Origin of the sequence: Sporosarcina sp. P16b, assembly GCF_002743065.1 — a bacterium.
Taxonomy (GTDB): Bacteria; Bacillota; Bacilli; order Bacillales_A; family Planococcaceae; genus Sporosarcina.
Genome location: NZ_PDYO01000010.1, coordinates 1 through 19,428, shown reverse-complemented (window position 1 = coordinate 19,428; position 19,428 = coordinate 1). Strand labels below are relative to the sequence as shown.

17 protein-coding genes are annotated in these 19,428 nt (G+C 42.0%); 9 read left to right on the top strand and 8 right to left on the bottom strand.

Annotation, left to right across the window (positions count from 1 at the left end; genetic code table 11):
* Positions 1-21: 21 nt before the first annotated feature.
* From CSV77_RS11720 to CSV77_RS11705, 4 genes are all read right to left on the bottom strand, one after another.
* Positions 22-1,239 (bottom strand): NAD(P)/FAD-dependent oxidoreductase, encoded by a 1,218-nt coding sequence (locus CSV77_RS11720; protein ID WP_099673572.1) that lies wholly within the window; start codon positions 1,237-1,239, stop codon positions 22-24.
* Positions 1,229-1,570 carry a (2Fe-2S)-binding protein gene (locus CSV77_RS11715; protein ID WP_099673571.1) on the bottom strand — a complete coding sequence of 114 codons (342 nt, stop codon included), beginning with the start codon at positions 1,568-1,570 and terminating at the stop codon, positions 1,229-1,231. The genes CSV77_RS11720 and CSV77_RS11715 overlap by 11 nt, the downstream gene beginning before the upstream one ends.
* A complete protein-coding gene (locus tag CSV77_RS11710) occupies positions 1,567-1,836 on the bottom strand; it encodes a (2Fe-2S)-binding protein (RefSeq protein ID WP_099673570.1) in 270 nt (89 codons plus the stop codon). The genes CSV77_RS11715 and CSV77_RS11710 overlap by 4 nt, the downstream gene beginning before the upstream one ends.
* Positions 1,837-1,903: 67 nt before the next feature.
* Positions 1,904-3,625, bottom strand: a complete 1,722-nt coding sequence (locus tag CSV77_RS11705) for a sigma-54 interaction domain-containing protein (RefSeq protein ID WP_233212236.1) — start codon at positions 3,623-3,625, stop codon at positions 1,904-1,906.
* 297 nt (positions 3,626-3,922) lie between these two features.
* Here CSV77_RS11705 and CSV77_RS11700 point away from each other — a divergent pair, with 297 nt between their 5' ends.
* The 6 genes from CSV77_RS11700 to CSV77_RS11675 are packed head-to-tail and all read left to right on the top strand — an operon-like array spanning position 3,923 to position 10,901.
* On the top strand, positions 3,923-5,059 hold the full coding sequence (locus tag CSV77_RS11700; RefSeq protein ID WP_369802766.1) for an NAD(P)/FAD-dependent oxidoreductase: 1,137 nt from the start codon (positions 3,923-3,925) through the stop codon (positions 5,057-5,059).
* Complete coding sequence (locus tag CSV77_RS11695; RefSeq protein ID WP_099635863.1) at positions 5,056-6,075, top strand: proline racemase family protein; 1,020 nt, start codon at positions 5,056-5,058, stop codon at positions 6,073-6,075. Before CSV77_RS11700 ends, CSV77_RS11695 begins: the two co-directional genes overlap by 4 nt.
* 15 nt (positions 6,076-6,090) lie before the next feature.
* The gene (locus tag CSV77_RS11690; protein ID WP_099673569.1) at positions 6,091-6,996 is read left to right on the top strand and encodes a proline racemase family protein; all 906 of its coding nucleotides are present in this window, start codon (positions 6,091-6,093) and stop codon (positions 6,994-6,996) included.
* A gap of 35 nt (positions 6,997-7,031) precedes the next feature.
* Positions 7,032-8,477, top strand: coding sequence for a Na+/H+ antiporter NhaC (gene nhaC, locus CSV77_RS11685; protein WP_099673568.1), 1,446 nt, complete (start codon positions 7,032-7,034; stop codon positions 8,475-8,477).
* A gap of 23 nt (positions 8,478-8,500) precedes the next feature.
* Positions 8,501-9,430 carry a 4-hydroxy-tetrahydrodipicolinate synthase gene (dapA, locus tag CSV77_RS11680; RefSeq protein ID WP_099673567.1) on the top strand — a complete coding sequence of 310 codons (930 nt, stop codon included), beginning with the start codon at positions 8,501-8,503 and terminating at the stop codon, positions 9,428-9,430.
* Complete coding sequence (locus CSV77_RS11675) at positions 9,411-10,901, top strand: aldehyde dehydrogenase family protein (protein ID WP_099673566.1); 1,491 nt, start codon at positions 9,411-9,413, stop codon at positions 10,899-10,901. The genes dapA and CSV77_RS11675 overlap by 20 nt, the downstream gene beginning before the upstream one ends.
* Before the next feature lie 176 nt (positions 10,902-11,077).
* Here CSV77_RS11675 and CSV77_RS11670 read toward each other — a convergent pair whose 3' ends face one another.
* Together CSV77_RS11670 and CSV77_RS11665 are read right to left on the bottom strand one after the other, a co-directional pair.
* A complete protein-coding gene (locus CSV77_RS11670) occupies positions 11,078-11,614 on the bottom strand; it encodes an ECF transporter S component (protein WP_099673565.1) in 537 nt (178 codons plus the stop codon).
* 543 nt (positions 11,615-12,157) lie between these two features.
* Positions 12,158-12,943, bottom strand: a complete 786-nt coding sequence (locus CSV77_RS11665) for a tryptophan-rich sensory protein (protein ID WP_099673605.1) — start codon at positions 12,941-12,943, stop codon at positions 12,158-12,160.
* Positions 12,944-13,098: 155 nt separating this feature from the next.
* Between CSV77_RS11665 and CSV77_RS11660 the strand changes: the two genes are divergently transcribed.
* Both CSV77_RS11660 and CSV77_RS11655 read left to right on the top strand, forming a co-directional pair.
* Positions 13,099-13,491 (top strand): (deoxy)nucleoside triphosphate pyrophosphohydrolase, encoded by a 393-nt coding sequence (locus CSV77_RS11660; RefSeq protein WP_099673564.1) that lies wholly within the window; start codon positions 13,099-13,101, stop codon positions 13,489-13,491.
* Between the two features lie 24 nt (positions 13,492-13,515).
* Positions 13,516-16,419 carry a DEAD/DEAH box helicase gene (locus CSV77_RS11655; RefSeq protein ID WP_099673563.1) on the top strand — a complete coding sequence of 968 codons (2,904 nt, stop codon included), beginning with the start codon at positions 13,516-13,518 and terminating at the stop codon, positions 16,417-16,419.
* Positions 16,420-16,461: 42 nt separating this feature from the next.
* Here the strand turns inward: CSV77_RS11655 and CSV77_RS11650 are convergent, their stop codons facing one another.
* Positions 16,462-18,249, bottom strand: a complete 1,788-nt coding sequence (locus tag CSV77_RS11650) for a multicopper oxidase family protein (protein WP_099673562.1) — start codon at positions 18,247-18,249, stop codon at positions 16,462-16,464.
* 158 nt (positions 18,250-18,407) lie between these two features.
* Between CSV77_RS11650 and CSV77_RS11645 the strand changes: the two genes are divergently transcribed.
* Complete coding sequence (locus tag CSV77_RS11645; protein ID WP_099673561.1) at positions 18,408-19,265, top strand: YitT family protein; 858 nt, start codon at positions 18,408-18,410, stop codon at positions 19,263-19,265.
* 67 nt (positions 19,266-19,332) lie between these two features.
* Here CSV77_RS11645 and CSV77_RS17395 read toward each other — a convergent pair.
* The coding region (locus CSV77_RS17395) for an IS3 family transposase (RefSeq protein WP_369802765.1) at positions 19,333-19,428 on the bottom strand (96 nt) is incomplete at its 5' end.

The window sequence follows — 19,428 nt, the reverse complement described above, 5'->3', positions numbered from 1 at the left end:
GAGCTTTTTCGATTAGAAAAACTATGTTGTTACCACGGCGTGGTATTCATCCCAATACATCTTCAGCTTATTCTTACCTTGACTAATTTCAGGATGAAATTGAATGTAAGCATTCTCTCTCGTATGCTCGGTATCCCGTATCGAGGAAATTAAGTCATTTTCCAGTATGCCGTTCTCCAAGTCGTTGGAAATAGAGAGACCAGCAGTTTGTCCTTGGCTCATAGCAACTTTAGCTCCTTCAATACCCGTGATGTTCCCCGCTACATAAAGCCCGGGAAGGGTGGATTCCATGCGTTCGTTATGCAACGGGACATATCCGCCAAGTTCTTCTATGTGATAGAAAGGACAGCCAGCGACTGCCGCCAATTCCGCTAATGGATACAATCCACCGGCAATGCACACGAAATCTGCTCTAATGACCTCTTCAGTTCCAGGAATTACTTCGCCAGCTGCATTAATCGTAGAAATTTTCACGCCTTCGACCTGTCCGTCACCAATGATTTCTGTGACTGCTTTTCGTAACATGATCGGTATATCCCACATTTTTACACCGTTCTTTGGAAAGAATGTAATGCCAAGTTGTTTGAAGAAGTCATTTTTCATCAGCTTACTACCCATTTTAATAAATGCAGAAGGCGCCATATGTGAAACATGCAGAAGTGAGTTCATCACTTCCAATGGCTGACCGAATCTTTCATTAACGGTATTGGATTCGGGCAATGTAATACAAGCGATATCAATATCTGCCATTTTTAGTTCCATTGCAATTGCCGATGATAAAACATTTACTCCGATAATGACCCCACGATCTCCCGGCTTGACACGATGAACATTCGTCATGACTTGTGCAGCACCGACTGACATGACGCCTGGAAGTGTCCAACCCTTAATGGGAAGAGGACTCTCTGCCGCGCCTGTTGCTAGCAGTAAATGAGTAGTTTCATGAATGTCTACGTCTGTATGGACACTCCAAATTCCGTCCTGGAACTCGATGTTAGAGACGGGTGTGTGAAGCTTGATATCGACACCCAGTTCCTTAGCTCGTTGATGCAGTTTATTGGATTCTACGATACCGTTCCACCAATTGCCGTTAGGTTCTTCGTATAGTTGGCCAAGTAATCTTCCACCGGGTTTCATGTATTCATCGATAACCATTACACTGTGACCGCGTGACGCGATCGTGATGGCCGCAGTTAATCCTGCTGGTCCCGCACCGATAATGATAGTTTTATTTTCCATGATTGGCCCTCCAATCACGCACATCAGTCAGTAGTTTACCACCGCTTACAACTTTCATCCCTTGTGTAATAGGCGTTAGACAAGCTCGTTCGCCTTGTACGCCATCCACGGTTACTCGGCATTCAAAGCAGTGACCAATATTGCAGTAAATCCCTCTAGGGGAACCGCTTTCTTCGTGATGGCGCAACGTTCTAATCCCGTTGGCTAGCAGGGCAGCGGCAATCGATTCGTCTTGAAGCGCTTTGTATTCTATATCATTGAATGTAAATGTGATGCTTCGTGATTCGTCTAAAGTTCCGAGTACCGGGTGGTTGAGGATACGCTGACTCATTCAAACACCTCCCCTAATTTTCCAAAACTTACGGGTCTGATTGGTGGTTGATATTTTAAGGTGATTTGGGATTCATCCCGTTCTGTACTTTCTAGTGCTATGCTGTCTACGGCGTTGCGGCAAGTTCTTCCTCCGCAATAGCCCATGCCTGCGCGCGTGCGTAATTTAAGTTCTCTCGGTGTGCATTGAAATCTTTTTGCCGTTTCTTTTAAATCGTAGTAAGTAACTTCTTCGCATCTACAAATAATTATATCTTTTTCGGACATATATGTTCACTCCTTGCTAGTTTACTGCTTAACTAATATGCAAGAATCATGCCAATGAAAGAAGCTCTTAGAAAGGTATGTCTAATTTATGCATTTTATTGTATAGAGTGGCACGGGTGATTTCTAGATTTTTTGCACACTGTAGTTTATTACCGTTTGCTTTTTCCAACTCCTGCACAATTAACTTGCGTTCAAAGTTCTGCATCTGTTCCGTAAGTGGTGCGCTTTCTGATTGAACAGGTTTTGTCATATGGATTGAAGGTAGCGAGTTGGTATTTTCAATGACTTCAGAAGGGAGGTCATGAACATTGACGAGACCTTTGTCAGAGAATACGACTAGGCGCTCAATAGCATTGCGGAGTTCCCGAATATTTCCCGGCCAATTATGTTGTAAAAGAGCTTGCATTACTACTTGCGAAATACTATTGATCTGCCGGTTGTACTTAATGGAGAATTCATAAAGGAAGTAATGTGTCAATTCTATGATATCCTCTGCCCTTTCGCGTAATGCAGGGATTTTCACGTTGACAACATTCAGTCGATAATACAAGTCTTCCCTGAAAGACCCTTCACTTACAAGCTCCCTTAAGTCACGATTGGTTGCGGCAACAATGCGGAAGTCTGCCTCAATCTCTTTTGTACCGCCCACTGAATAGTATCTCCGCTCTTGAAGGACCCGTAGAAATTTCACCTGCATATCGAGCGGCATTTCTCCTACTTCATCTAATAGAAGAGTACCGCCCCTGGCTAATTCGATTTTTCCCTTTTTCCCTCGCTGGTCAGCGCCTGAAAATGCTCCCTTATCATAACCAAATATTTCACTTTCAAATAGGCTCTCGGGAATTGCCCCGCAGTTTATAGCGACGAATGGTGCGTTCTGCGATTCTCTTAGATTATGGATAGCTTTTGCGAACAGTTCCTTCCCCACACCACTCTCTCCGTATAGCAATATGCTGGCATCCGTAGTAGCCGCCTTTTTGGTCATATCAATTGTCTGCTTTAGCTTATCGCTGTTTCCTTTTATATAATCGAAAGGACTGTGGCTGGATGCGCTTTTCCGCATCTCTTCCTCAAGCAGGAACAGTTTTTCGGAAGTCGCGTACAACTCTTCATTCATCCGAATCTGGCTCGTTATATCGGTTTCTGATACGACAGCACCGATGATACGATCCCTATGATAAATAGGGTTGGAGTTGATTAGCACTACGAGATCCTTGCGTGCATGATGCTGCGAATGACGCACTGAAGAACCATTTTGTAGTGTATGTAGTATCTCTAGGTGCTTCGTATCAAAAAAGTCTGTAATGGGTTTACCTATTACGTCTTGTTCTTTGAGAGAAAATAAAGACTCCGCTCCTTTGGTCCAGTACAATACATTGGCGTCTTGATCAATTACGGTACAAGATTCGTCGATAGTCTGAAGGACGGTCTGCAAATACGCCAACGTCTTTTCATGTTGTTCTATTAACTTATCAATAAATTGTTCAGCTTTTATATACCCTGTAATTTCACCATGCGTGTCACGACATACTAAGAATTCACCATGGGAAAGTTTCACGGATACTTCACTGATTGGAATATCTATAGATAGGATTGGTGCGTTTGCGTAGCGGAGTTGATTTTTGTGCAAACGTACATGCCAGTAGTCTTGTGCTTGTTTAATAAACAGCTGTGTAGATGGAGAGCTTATCAAATGTTTTTCAATAGTTTCTTCATTTGTATGTCCGTTCATGATAAGAAAGTCTTTTTTCATAATGTCTGTAATAAAGTCCTGAATATATTTCAACATTTTGGTCACTCCAGTGTCAGTTTTTTTTACAGTGTATAAAATACTTTACGCAACTTGTCTGATAATTCAATAGTTACAGCGAACCGCCTTCTAAAAGTATAGTAGTTATAGAAGATTCCGTAAATAGAGAGCGCTACCATTCCATAAGGTTTTTATCGGTAATGAACTGTCACGTAATTGTTGAATCATAAATTTGGCATGGTTCTTGCATTATATAAAAGTGAATAGGCAACCGAGAGGAGGAATCCTGTGAAGGGAATACAACATAGCGATATCGTTGTGATTGGTGGGGGAATTATGGGAGCCGCCATTGCGTACTACGGTTCTAAAGCGGGCTTAGAAATTACGGTGCTTGAAAAGAATGAACTGGCGAGTGGTACTTCCTCAAAATGTGATGGAAACATACTGGCGATTGATAAAGATCCCGGTTTCGACAGTCAAATGTCTTTAAAGAGTCAGGAACTGGTTCATCAATTAGATAAAGACTTGGAGCTTTCATTTGAATATCGAAACCCAGGAAGTATTTTAGTTTGTGAGAATGATGCAGAGATGGGAGCCGCAAATCAATGGGTATCAAAGCAAGTAGAAGCGGGCTTGAGCTTCAAGATGCTGGACCGGCAAGATTTACGAAATGAATCAAAGTATTTTGCAGATGACTTATACGGCGGATTGGAATGTAAGACGGATTCTACCGTTAATCCCTATATGATGACATTTTCCATGTTTCACAGTGCTGAAAAGCAAGGGGCAATCATTCATAAAAACACGGAAGTAACGAGTATGTCACGCAATGTTTCAGGTGAGTTTTTAATAGAGACGACTAGAGGGCAATTTACTGCCAAGCGTGTAGTGAATGCGGCGGGTGTCTGGTCACCGGTGATTGGTCAGATGCTAGATTTGTCTATACCCATTGTACCTAGAAAAGGGCAACTAATTGTCGCATCTAGACAACAGCCTGTCGGATTACGAAAAGTCATGGAGTTCGGTTACTTAATCTCAAAGTTTGGTGGTGAACGTTCTGTAGATCCACTGACGGAAAAGTATGGCGTGGCATTGGTCTTTGAACCAACGGAAGCACAGAACTTTTTAATTGGTAGCAGTCGTGAATTTGCTGGGTTCAATACAAAAGTAGACTATAAAGTGATACGGCAAATCGCCAAACGTGCATTGCGCTTCTATCCTCAGATGGCCGATATGACTGTCATTCGCACGTATGCAGGCTTACGTCCGTGGACAGAAGATCATTTGCCGATTATCTCGAGAGTCGACCATATCCCTGGTTATTATATTGCGGCGGGTCATGAAGGTGATGGAATCAGCCTAGCAGCAGTTACAGGTAAGTTAATAGAAGAAATGTTGAACGATAAGGAAACTTGCATACCTATTGAACAGTTAAGTCTCGATCGTTTTCGACAGGGGGTTGTGCATGCGTGAAGTATCAACGAGTATTTACGACACTAGATACGCACACCGGGGGTAATCCAACCCGTACGTTAATTAGTGGCATGCCTCCACTACAGGGCAATACGATGTCTGAAAAAATGCTTTACATGCAGAAAGAGTATGACTGGATACGAAGGTTCCTAATGAATGAACCGCGTGGACATGGTGTTATGTCGGGAGCAATTATGACGGATCCATGTCATCCCGATGCAGATGTGGGTGTCATTTATATTGAAACGGGAGGCTATTTGCCGATGTGCGGGCATGACACGATTGGTTTTTGCACTGCACTGATTGAAACCGGCATGATAGAAGTGAGAGAGCCTTACACTATGATCAAAGTAGATACACCGGCTGGTTTAGTGGATGTTACGGTAAAAGTGGAAAAAGGTGTGGCGAAGGAAGTTACGTTCGTCAATGTCCCTTCTTTCTTATTGAAAACAGTAGAGTTGGATGTAGAGGATGTGGGTCATGTCGTTTGTGAAATTGCTTACGGCGGTAACTTCTATGGCATTGTTGATGCCCGGAAGCTAGATCTTCAGCTGACGGAAGAAAATGGAGCATCGCTCATTAGTAAAGGAATCAAGATTCGTAACGCAATCAATGCAACTGAGGAAATTATTCATCCCGAGTTTCCTTTCATCAATGGGTTGACACATATCGAATTTTATACTGATCCCACTCATCCAGAAGCGGATTTAAAAAATACGGTCATCGTACCACCTGGCGGCATCGACCGTTCACCATGCGGCACGGGAACGTCTGCAAAACTTGCGACATTGCATAGTAAAAATGAGTTGAAAGTTCATGAACGTTTTGTCTATGAAAGTATCGTCGGAACACTCTTTACAGCGCGTATTCTAGAAGAGGTAACGGTAGGTGGTGTTGCCGGAGTCATTCCTGAGGTAACCGGTTCTGCATGGATCATGGGCATGCACCGCTTTTACTACAACGAAAAAGATCCTTTGCGGGAAGGGTACCTTCTCATTCCGCCAATGGATCATTGAAGGTGGGAAAACTGAATGATTCTACAAAAGATGTTCCGTACGATGGACACACAGGTATTTGGAGAGGCGTACCGTATCATTGTGCATTCACCTTTTTACTTTGAAGGCCTGGATACGCAGAGTAATCAAAAGAAGTTAGAAAATCACTTTAATGCCGAAAAGAATTTACTGTTAAATGAACCCCGCGGACACCGTGGAATGAACGGTTGTATCGTAGGTCCTTCAGCCAAAGCAGATTATCAGTTGTTGTTTCTTCATCATCAGGAAGCAATCAGTTTTAAATACGAATCACTACTTGCCACTACGGCTGCACTGCTTGAAATAGGGCATTTGCAACAGAAGGAAGATGGGCAATATACTGTGGAAACCGTTCATGGTGTATGGCATGTAAAAGTGGCGGTAGAGCAACAGGAAGTAATCGATGTGAAGATGGAAGTAGCAGAAGGAAAAATGCTGGTGAGTGATTCCGAAGCTTCTTGCGTGGAGCTATCAAGTGGTCACAGGTTCTATGTGTATCCGTTGCCCATTACTATTGAATCTCTTCAATTGGGACAACTGTCAGAGATTATGGAGTGGGGAGCAATACAGGTAAAAAAGCTGAAGTCACAACAGAAAGCTTTTGATGGCATTATCTTGCAGGAGCAACTTGGAGATTACGAGTATCGATCAGTTACGTTTGAACGGGACGGCTATATCTTACGTTCGCCAGGTATAGAAAGTACCATCGCTTTGGCAGTGAATGAGCAGCGCACTATAAATTCATTGAGCAATCAAAGTATTTTCGAAAGCAAAATTGAGATTCAATCTGTCCCAGGCGACAAAGGGATTTTCTCGGTGGAGGGCGTACCTTACATAACAGGTTCGCATGAATTCATTCTTGATCCTGAAGATCCATTACCAAAAGGATTTATCTTAGCTTAAAAGCCACGTCTAGTAAAACCACAGGGGGTTTTAAAATGGAGAAGAGATTACCCAGCTTGGCCGAAGTATTGTTTGTGCTAATCGGATTTGGAGCAATTATGGTGACATTTATTGTCGTATTCGGCATTTCCATTCATCTGGCGCTCTTGACGACTTGGTTCCTGATTATAGGCTTAGGATTAAAGATTGGTTATAGCTATAAGCAAATGCAAGATGGTTTATTGAGTGGTGTCAATGATGGTCTGGAAGCTATCATCGTTCTGACGTCGGTGGGTGCGTTAATTGGTACCTGGATTGCGGGCGGTATTGTTCCTTCGATTATCTATTACGGATTATCAGTCATTAACCCAAGTATTTTCTTATTGGCTGCTTTCATTATTTGTACGATAACATCGATTGCCACAGGAACTTCATTCGGATCTGCAGGTACTGCCGGTATTGCCATGATGGCAATTGGAGCTAGTTTCGGATTCCCATTACCGCTTGTTGCAGGTGCTGTTATTTCGGGTTGTTATGTAGGGGATAAAATGTCGCCGCTTTCTGACACAACGGTTATGACGGCATCACTGTCAAAGGTTGATCTCATCGATCATATTAAGTCGATGTTCACAGTCGCATTGCCAGCGTGGATTATTTCAGCTGTCTTGTTCTTAGTTGTAGGACTCTTCTACAAAGGGAGCGGAGATCTATCAGCTGCATTGAACACAATGGATTCATTAGAAGAGTATTTCAATATAAGCTGGTATATGTTGGTTCCAGCGGCAGTGGTTATTTTGTTGTTGATATTCAAAATGCCTTCTATTCCTGTTATTTTGTTTGGTGCATTTTTAGGAACAATCTGGGCATTTTTGTTCCAAGGTGCGACGTTCCTCGGGGCATTCAATATTATGTATGCAGGTAACACGATTGAATCAGGCGTACCATTTATCGATAATTTATTAAATCGTGGTGGGATTGTCTTTATGTTAGATGTAATCGCATTGATCATTTTTGCTTTAGGTGTAGGTGGATTGATGGAGCGAATTGGTGTATTGCGTGCAGTAGGAAATTATCTTGGTAAATGGGCAAACAATCCTGGTAAAGCAACGGTAACGACATTGTTGGCAGGTCTTCTTGGTAACGCATTCGGTGGAGCATATGTTTCGTTGATTACGGCTACTAAAATTACTGGAGATAACTATGATAAATTGCATATGGATCGCCGGGTGCTGTCGAGAAACTCAGAAGCCGGTGGAACAGTCACTACGGCTATGGTTCCCTGGTCGGATGGCGGTGTATTTATGGCCGCAGCACTCGGAGTATCCACAATGAGTTATCTGCCATTCTTATGGTTTAACTTTTTAGTCCTCATCATCTCGCTTATTTACGGGTTTACAGGTAAATTTATTTGGCGGACCCAGCCTGGCGAGCAAACGCAAGAGCTTGAGGGTGAAACAAGTAGCGTAAGCAGTATAAATAAAATAGGAAATGTAACTAACTAAAACACTAATTGGAGGAATTTAAAATGACAGAAGTAAAAGGTATCTTTCCAGTATTGGTAACACCGATGTTAAATCAGAAAGAGATTGATTGGGACGGATTCCGTAATAATATTGAGCATTTTATTGGAGAAGGCGTTAATGGAATTGCGATTAACGGAAGTACAGGAGAATTCGTCAGTTTAACAAAAGAAGAGCGTTTCAAAGCAGTAGAAGTAGCAGTGGAACAAATCAATGGCCGCGTTCCGTTGATCGTGGGTACAGCAGCTGAAACAACAGCGGATGCAATTGAATACACACAGCAGGCAGAAAAAGCGGGTGCACACACAGCATTATTAATTAACTCTTATTACGCCCATCCAAAAGAAGACGAAATCTACGAGCATTTCAAAGCAGTAGCTGAATCCGTTAAAATACCAGTTATGATTTACAACAACCCGTTCACGTCTGGCGTAGACATCAGCACAGAAACGATTCTGCGCGTAGGTCGTGACGTGGAAAATATTACACACATCAAAGAGTCTAGCGGTGGAATCGGTAAAGCGCGCGATATTGCACGTCAAGGTGAAGGATTCCTAAAAGTATTCTGCGGTTCAGAAGACTTGGCGATTGAATCATTCTTGGTTGGCGCAACAGGATGGATTTCCGTTTCAGGGAACATCGTACCGGGTCATGTTATGAAATTGTACAATGCATTGCAGGGCGGAAATATGGATGAAGCGTGGAAGTTATATGATGAATTACTGCCTCTGTGTGAGTTCCTTGAAGGTTCGGGTAAATATGTACAAATCACAAAACGTGCAATGGAGCTTAAAGGCTGTGCAGGAGGACCTTGCCGTCTGCCGCGTCTGCCATTAAACGAAGAAGAAGATCAAAAGCTAAAAGATTTGATGGATGGACTTGGCGTACTGGAGAAAGAATTGGAGGTAGCGACGAATGCTGAAAGTAGATTATGAACTAAAACCTAAAGTACAGGAATTTTTACACAATACAAAAGGTCTTTATATTAATGGAAAGTATGTAGAGGCGAAGAGCGGGAAAATATTTGACGTAATCGATCCTGCAACGGAAGAAATCATTGCCAAAGTAAGTGAAGCACAGCCAGAAGATGTCGATGTTGCGGTGGAAGCCGCTCGTAAAGCATTCGATGAAGGTGAATGGACAAAGATGGACGCGGCAACCCGTTCACACTTGATCTACAAGTTTGCAGATTTACTTGACGAGAACCGCGAAGAACTGGCACAGCTTGAAGCATTAGACAATGGGAAACCATACGAAGTGGCATTGGCTGACGATGTAGACGGTACTGTACAGCATTTCCGTTACTATGCAGGCTGGGCAACGAAGATCACTGGACAAACTGTTCAAGTATCTCCTGATTACCTCAACTATATCGTGCATGAGCCGGTTGGCGTGGTAGGGCAAGTAATTCCTTGGAACTTCCCTCTAGCGATGGCAGCGTGGAAGCTTGGATCTGCACTTGCAGTAGGTTGTACAGTAGTCATCAAACCGGCAAGTGAAACACCATTATCGTTACTTTATGCGGCTCGCCTGTTTAAAGAAGCCGGTTTCCCCGACGGTGTTGTTAACGTATTGCCAGGCGCTGGAAGTGTAGCAGGTAATGCTTTAATCACACATGAAAAGGTAGACAAGGTGGCATTTACAGGATCTACTGCAGTAGGGAAACAAGTAATGAAATCTGCTGCAGATCAGATGAAAGGTATTACCCTTGAGCTGGGTGGAAAATCACCTTCTATTGTATTGGAAGATGCGGATGTAGAAGAGGCTATCGAAGGCGTATTTGCAGGAACTATGTATAACCATGGACAAAACTGTAGCGCGTGTACTCGCGCGTACATCCATCGTAGCCTGTATGATCAATTCGTTGAAGCATTAGCTGACAAAGCGAAAGCGTTGAAAGTTGGACCAGGAATGGACCTAACTACCGAAATGGGTCCGCTCGTATCTGCTAAGCAACAGAAAACGGTCTTAGAGTATATCGAAAAAGGGAAAGAAGAAGGTGCACGTCTAGTAGCTGGAGGCGGGAAAGCGCATGAAAGAGGTTTCTTCGTACAACCAACAGTGTTTGCGGATGTAGAAGATCATATGACGATCGCTCGTGAGGAGATCTTTGGGCCTGTTTTATCACTATTCGTCTTTGATACAATAGAAGAAGTAATCCAGCGTGCGAATGATAGTGAATATGGCTTGGCGGCAAGTGTTTGGACAGAGAATGTCAAAAAAGCACATTATATTGCAAGTAAGTTGCAGTCTGGTACTGTATGGATTAATGACTTCGGTCTTGAGTGGGAGACTATGCCATTCGGTGGTTATAAGCAATCGGGCATTGGCCGCGAAATGGGCGGAGAATATGGCTTAGCGAATTACACGGAAGTGAAAAGTGTATTCGTAAATATGAAGCAGTAATAGAAATAACCTGTCGGGGAGAAAAATCTCTCGGACAGGTTATTTTTTGTCACGAACTACTGTTTCCATACTCATGCATGTAGATAGTCTATGACACTAAAACGACTAATCAAGTGGACTTTAAGAATTTTGAATTAATGGCAGCGTGTGAGATACCGTGGATTTCAACTGTATATTTACTTGAACATTGAAACCTTTTTTAACATGGCACAGACGGGAACGGCAATGGCGATTCCCACTGCACATTGGACCAGATCACCAGGAATGGAAGCAAGCGGGATGATCAAACTGTGATATAGAATACTCTCTCCGATATAATAGCCAGCAATAGTGAATGGTATGGAAGCTAGCATGGCGAGTAGATTGAACTTGAAGCTCGTTCCTTTACGACCGTTTGACCAAGCGATTTTACCTACGATATAACCTTGCAAGCCGCGTGTTAGGATTGTAATAGGTGCCCATAGAGCCCATCCGCTAACCAAGTCGAACAAGCCCATTCCGACAGCCCCAGCAATCATACCTTTCTTCGGTCCGAATAAAATGGAGACAATGAACAACATGGAAGTGCCGAGGTGGATTAGTCCACCGTTTCCAAGAGGTAGTTTAATATTGAGTAAAAGAGTAGCGACGAAGACGAGTGATGCAAGCATGGATGTCAGAATTAGATCAAACGTCTTCGTTCGTTGTGCTGGATAGCTATATGTTTTTTGCATGGCCTGAACCTTCCTCACGTAAAAAGTAGTAAATTTAGAATAAAGGAAATCTGATGCTTTAAAAAGAGTCAATTTGTAATAAAGTTAAGGGGTCAGGGCAAAGGCTTTTCACATAGTTTTAAAAAACACTGGCTCTTTAGTTGTGGAATTTCTTATTGGATATATCTTCTCGAACTATATGTTATTTGACAATAGAAGTGGGGAGATGAAGAAAATGATAAAAGTACACGAAATTGGTGCAGGCAGGACAAGGTTAGACAACACCAATTAACTCTGACGCGCAGAGGATTTAATAGAGTTTTTTAAAGAGGATTTATGGCCGGAAGCATGGTTGATGTCATAACTTGAATCAATTGTTCCCTAGCAAAGTATATCGGTTGACGTGTGCAACGTTTTAATTATCCCCGATTGCACAGGCTGTTAAAAACATCACGATAAGTTTTTGTAGTAGTATGTAAGTATTGGGTATTGTATGATAACACGACCTGATGGCATGATTATTTGACGCAAAGGAAGAGGCAATAGCCTGCTCCTTTGCGCTTTTTATTTGCGAAGCTTATTTGCTGCAACGAGTACAATAGACAAAACTATGAGCACCAAACAGATTAAGATAGATAAGATAATAGAAGGATACTCTCCATTAAATCCACTTTCTGAAGTGTGCTTAGAATATATCCCGTAATATGCCCAAATCAATACAAGTGCGTAGGCTATATCCTGGCGTCGAATCGTTGTTAAAATTCCGATAACAGCTCCGACGAATAAAATGATAATCGTCCATGTGACGTCAGATAAACCCAATCCGTCCCACTCAATAGAAACGAGAAAAGCGGTAATGTTTGCAATCGTAGCGATAGTGATCCATCCGAAATAGATGCTGAACGGGAGCTTTATGAAGAACGCTTCTCTTCTAGTCAGTGAAGCATTAAATGTGAGGGTATTAATTCTTATTAATGTCAGCAATATGAGTAACATGACTATAACGGAAAGTAACAGATATTCATAATGCCATAAGAAAATCCACGATGCATTCAATACAGAAGAGATACAGAACCATATGCCTACTTGACTTAGACGTTGTGGATTTTTATTCTTATGGAAAAAGCCTAGTTGATAGATGACATGGAATAATAACAGTGAGTAGATCAGACTCCAAATAGAAAACGTAAATCCTGCCGGCGCAAATAGATTTCCGTATTTATCCGATAGCTCACCTGTTGTTTGTCCATTTAGAGGAAGGATATTGGCCAATGCGTTAGCTGTGATCATGATTGCGTAGGTGATAAAAATAGCTATGCGTAACAGCACAGAAGTTTTCTCTTGTTTCATTTCCACACCTCCACTTTGTTTCATTATAGTGTAGTCCATAGTTAAGTATTCCTGATTTAATGCGGGGTGAAACATGGGAAGCTTTCTTCAATTTATAATGGTTGATGGTATAATGGATCCCAAATGGGTGGGTAATAAACTGGAGGTCGGAACACATGAAGAAAAATGTGCATGTAGTGGGAGCGGTGATTGAAAACGAGAAAGGTGAAGTATTAGCCGCACTTCGTAGTCCTACGATGACACTGCCGAATTATTGGGAGTTCCCTGGAGGCAAAATTGAAATGGGGGAAACACATCAGCAAGCCTTGCGACGTGAAATTCAAGAGGAACTCGGTTGCACCATTACGGTAGGAGAAGCAGTAGAAGACACTACATATGAGTACGAAAAAGTCATTGTTCGATTAGAAACATTCATGTCGAAGATCGTAGAAGGAAAGCCTGTGGCGACAGAACATGCGGAATTACGTTGGATTCCAAAAGATCAGTTACATATGCTGGAGTGGGCACCTGCGGATATACCGGCGATTGAAAAGTTGGAAAATCAATAGCATGAAGAGAGAGGTGTCTGTGGGATGGGAGATTTTATTCGGCAGCTGGAAGCGTCTTTGCACAAGGGGTTTGTGAATAAAGGACATAAGCAGAGTGACAGTTATAAACCGGAGCTATTGGTGAATAATTCAATAAAGAATACGACGGTGCTATCCTCGATTCAGGATGAACTTCGACACTGTGACCAATTCTTATTTTCAGTGGCATTTATCACGGAAAGTGGATTGGCTACACTTAAATCTTTGTTTTACGATTTACATAAACGGGGCGTTAACGGCCGAATCATTACGTCTACTTACTTATATTTCAATCAGCCAAAAGTGTTTCGTGAGCTCCTGAACATTCCGAATGTAAAAGTACGTCTAACTGAAAAGGAAGGCTTTCATTCAAAGGGTTATATTTTTCAAAAGAGTGATCAATACTCATTAATTGTAGGCAGTTCCAACTTGACGGCACATGCGCTACAAGTGAATTATGAGTGGAATGTGAAGCTAACATCTCATCGTGATGGGGAAATTGTCTATCATTTTAAAGACCAGTTTGAGGATGTATGGTCAGATGCCAAAGTATTAACTGAAGGTTGGATAGCACACTATGAAACGATTTATCAGGAACATGCAGATCGGACAAGCGCGGCTCAAGTATTTGAGCATCCATCGGCCTATCAAACCAATGCAATTGAACAGGCGTTAGAGATTACGCCAAATAAAATGCAACAGGCGGCTCTGGCGAATATTGAAGCGGTGCGTGCGAACGGTCAGGATAAAGGGCTGATCATTTCGGCAACAGGTACAGGGAAGACGTATCTATCCGCTTTTGACGTACGTAAGTTTGCACCGAAACGTATGCTATTCATTGTGCATAGAGAGCAAATCTTGAAGAAAGCTATGCAAGACTTCAAGCGGGTACTCGGAGGAATAGACGAAGAATTCGGGTTGTATGTCGGAGCCAATCGGCAGTCGAATAAGAAGTATGTGTTTGCAAGTATCCAAACGTTGTCCAAGCCTGAAAACCTTCGGGACTTTAATTCGGAAGACTTTGATTATGTTTTGATTGATGAAGTACACAAAGCGGGTGCGACTAGCTATTTGCGTGTGATCGATTATTTCACCCCTCAGTTTTTGATGGGGATGACCGCTACACCTGAACGAACCGACGACTTCAATATATACGAACTCTTCGATTATAATATTGCGTATGAAATCCGTCTTCAAGAAGCACTAGAAGAGGATATGCTATGCCCGTTTCATTATTTCGGCGTAACAGATTTTGAAATAGATGGCGAGCTAATAGGTGATCACACGATTCTTTCTAAATTGGTAACGAGCGAACGTGTAGAACATGTAATTGAAAAAGTATCCTATTACAGTCATGCCGGCGATCAAGTGAGAGGTTTGATGTTTTGCAGTCGAAAAGAAGAGGCGCGTGAGTTTTCAAGAGAACTGAATTTGCGCGGCTATAAAACTGTAGCATTAACGGGTGATGATTCGTACGAAGAGCGCATGCGTAGAGTTGATCAGCTAGAAAAAGGAGAACTCGATTATATACTGACTGTGGATATTTTCAATGAAGGTATCGATATCCCAAGTATCAATCAGGTGGTCATGCTTAGACAAACACAGTCCAGTATCATTTTTATTCAACAACTAGGGCGAGGACTGCGCAAGGATCAAGATAAGCCATTTGTTACGGTCATTGATTTTATCGGAAACTATGCGAATAACTATTTGATTCCAATTGCGTTGTCTGGTGACCGTTCGATGAATAAAGATAATGTTCGACGAAATATGAAAGATACTAGTTATATCAAGGGTGTCTCGACAATCAATTTTGAGGAAGTTGCACAGAAGCGTATTTTCAACGCAATCAATAGCAGTAATTTAACGTCTTTGAAAATCTTGAAAGATGCGTATCAGGATCTGAGGAATAAAATTGGTAAAGTGCCTTATCTATATGATTTTATCGAACAGCACTCTATCGATCCAGTCGTTATTATAAACAAACACAATAATTACTTTGATTTTCTAATGAAAGTTAAATCTACAGAAGATCCTATTCCAACGATCACACCATATGAAAGTCAGATATTAACGATGTTCTCTCTGGAATTGATCAATGGCAAACGGATTCATGAAGTAGTGCTAGCCGAGATGTTGCTCAATAAGGGAAAAGTTCGTTTGGACGAATTCATCTACGAGCTGAAGTCTACAGGCTGTCAAGTTGATGACGATACGATCGAATCCGTCACGCGAATCTATGACTTATCGTTTTTCACACAAAATGCCCAAAAGAAATACGGAAATCAAGCGATTATTACGATGGATCATAACCAAGTGTTCACATTTAACGAAAAAATCCAACAGAGTATTGAACAGGATTCGTACGTAGTATCTCTAATTGAAGACGTGTTGCGCAGTGCGAAGGAAAAGTCGAGAGTATACGATTGCGCTAACAAGTTAACGCTGCATGCCAAATACTCACGTAAAGATGTATGTAAATTATTGAATTGGCAGGCGGACGAAAGCTCGACGATGTATGGTTATAAAACGAAACATGGAACTTGTCCTATATTCGTAACGTATCATAAGCATGGAGAAGTAGAAGCAAGTGTGGATTACGGTGATGAATTCATCAATCCTGAGTTATTCAAATGGTATACACGCAGTAACCGAACGTTGCGATCGAATGAAGTACAAACTATTATTCAGGCTAAGGAAAAGGATATAGATATTCATCTATTCGTGAAGAAAGATGACGACGAGGGAACAGACTTCTATTATTTGGGTAAAGGCCTACCTGACCAGCAAAGTGTTGCGGAAGACTATATGATAGACGGTAAAGGAAAGCGTTTGCCAGTAGTCCATATGAACATGGTAATGGAACATCCGGTAGAAAATAAACTCTATGATTATTTGATAGAAGCCTAAAAATCCCCGCGAGATTAAAATATCTCGCGGGGCTCATTTTCATTATTCACATTCACAACGATACGTCTCAGAACAAGGAGGACACGTAGGACACTTTTTATGACGACGTTCTTCTTTCGATGGGTGATTTGATTTCTTTTTCTTGCAAGTACAGGTTTTTTTACATGTACACTTGCCGTGACATCTGCAATTCTTCTTGCACTCACATTTACGTTTTGGTTTATGTTCCTTGCATATGCAGTTATTTTTGCAACCACATTTGCGCTCCACTACTTCGAAAGAACGCATCATATCATGATCTTCGTGCTCTAAAATATGACAATGATACATATAGCGACCGGTGAATGGAGCAAAGCGCATAATGACCCGTGTCACAAACCCGGGTGGAGACTGGACGACGTCTTTCCAGCCTCGTTCATTTACGTCTGGTTGTACAGGCGGGCCTGTAAAGTTGAGTAAACCATTCGCCGTGAAGCCTTGGGCGTCAAAGGGAATACGGTCGAGAATCTGGAATTGGATCAAGTGGATGTGTATAGGATGCGTTGCGCCAGCCGTGTTGATGATGCGCCAGATCTCTGTATCATTCAGTTTAGGCTTGAAATCGATTCGTTCCATGAAACCTTTATTATTAAACAAGAACTTTAAACGACCATATTCATCGATGTCTGCATCCAGTGTAATGTCACGTGTTTGGGCGGCGTCACATTCCCGTAGTTTAGGTATGTTGCTGAGTATAGCGGGAACTTTGCTTGTATCTGGTCCTGTTAATTCAACCACCCTAAACTGCATAATCTGTCCATCGGTTTCAGGATCAGGGAGAGTGCCTATTGGCGGTGGGAAATCAAATGGTGTGGCAGCCGTATTTTCTAAAACAATCGTATCATCGGGTGCCAGTTTAGAAAAATCAATAATTACATCCATTCGTTCAGCGGGTGCAATCGTTAACGCATCCATATATACAGGCGTTTCCAATAACCCACCATCTGAGCCGATTTGTATAATTTTTTGTCCGTTTGATAAGTTCATTTTGTAAAAGCGTTCATTTGAGGCGTTCAATATGCGGAATCGGTACTTTCTTGGCTCTACTTCTAGGTAGGGCCAGACCTTCCCGTTAACTGTGATGTTTTCAAACGCTTCACCAGGTGTGACGGATGGATGCGGGAATGTCAATCCAGGCTGTACAGGTCCTGGTCTTACATTAGTTGTGTCTGAATAGAAAAGGGAGCCGTCTTCGTTAAAGCCGCGATCAGCGATAATTAATGGAATTTCATACGCCCCGGAAGGAAGTTTTAGTTTGCGTTCTTCTTCATCGCGAATAATATACATGCCAACGAGACCCGCATAGACATTTAAACGGGTAATGCCGACTGCGTGATCATGGTACCAAAGTGTAGCGGCACGCTGATTATTATTGTATTTATAAACGGGAGAGTCAAATACTGGACCCACTGTATGATAGTTATTCGTAAACCATGCTTCAGGATGTCCGTCACTTTCGGGCTCTACTTCCGCTCCGTGTAAATGCACCACTGTACGAACATCTGGCATATGTTCGCTTGAACCGTGGAGTGTTCTATCAATCGGTAGGAAATGTTTATCGGGTAGTTCGTTCTTCCACTTGATATGTGCACACTCGCCGCTGTTTACATTTACTAAAGGACCGGGGAATTGCCCCTCATATCCCCAAATCTTTGTTGGGGTCAGCTCTGAATGAAATTCGTGGAAGAACTCCTTCATCCCAATTTCATAGTACGAGAAGCATTTATGCCTCTCAAGTGGAGTTAGATATTGTGGAATAGGTAGTGGATCAATAAACGGTGTTAATTTCAATACATCGCTTCCTTCCAAGTGAATTTACTATCAAAACTAGTAGATGCATAGAAGGGACCACTTATGCCTATAAACTACGGATAGGCTATTCACCGCTTACAATATGATGTAAAATAGCAAAAGTGCTTTTAGCTCATCAAGATAGGGAGGTTTTATAAATGAAGACCCGTTCACCGAGAAAAAAGCTACTGATTGAATATGTTTGGATTATGATCGGATCCATGTTAGTCGGTTTGGCTTTCAATATATTTTTCTTACCAGCAAGACTCGCAGCTGGGGGCGTGTCTGGTATTAGTACCATTCTGTATGAGATGTATGGATTTGAACCCGCCTTTGTGCAGTGGCTTATTAATATCCCGATATTTTTTATAGGTCTTGTGCTTCTAGGTAAGGATTTTAGTCTGAAAACATTAGTGGGAACGTTTTTTGTACCGCTAACCATTTGGCTGACTGCTGATATACCTTCAACGATTGACAATCCTTTATTGTCAGCAATCTATGGGGGAATTATGTTAGGAGTAGGGCTTGGCATAGTCTACCGGGGAAATGGATCAACTGGAGGACTTGCGACAGTGGCTCAGGTTGTTAAGAAGTACACGGGTCTGTCTAGTGGGTATGCGCAATTATTCGTGGATGGATTGGTTGTGATTGCGTCCGCTATCGTATTCAATCTGGAGTTGGCATTATTTGCGATGATGGCGATTTTTGTGACGAGTAAGGTGATTGACTTTGTACAGTTACAAACTTCTCAATCTAAACTAGTATTGATTATTACGGATCATGAAGAACATATCCAGACGATTATCAAGGAGAAGATTGATCGTGGATTGACTAAAGTTCGTTCGGTAGGTGGCTTTTCCAATCAGGAAAGGACCATGATTCTATGTGTGGTTGAGCAATCGGAAGCAATTTACTTGAAGAAGATCTTAAGAGAGGAAGAACCTCAGGCATTTGTCGTCTTTCTAAATGCTTCGGAAATTCTCGGTAGAGGATTTTCACTCGCAAAAGTATCATAAAAAAGCTATCCTCGACACCAAGTGATGTCTAAAATGTACCCTTTGTAAAGGACAGTTTTAAAAAAGCCTAGACTGTTTGTTGAAGCTGTTGTCTGTATTTTGCAGGCGGCAGCTTTTTCAAATTCCATTGACCTCGATAATGATTGTAGTACGTCATATAACT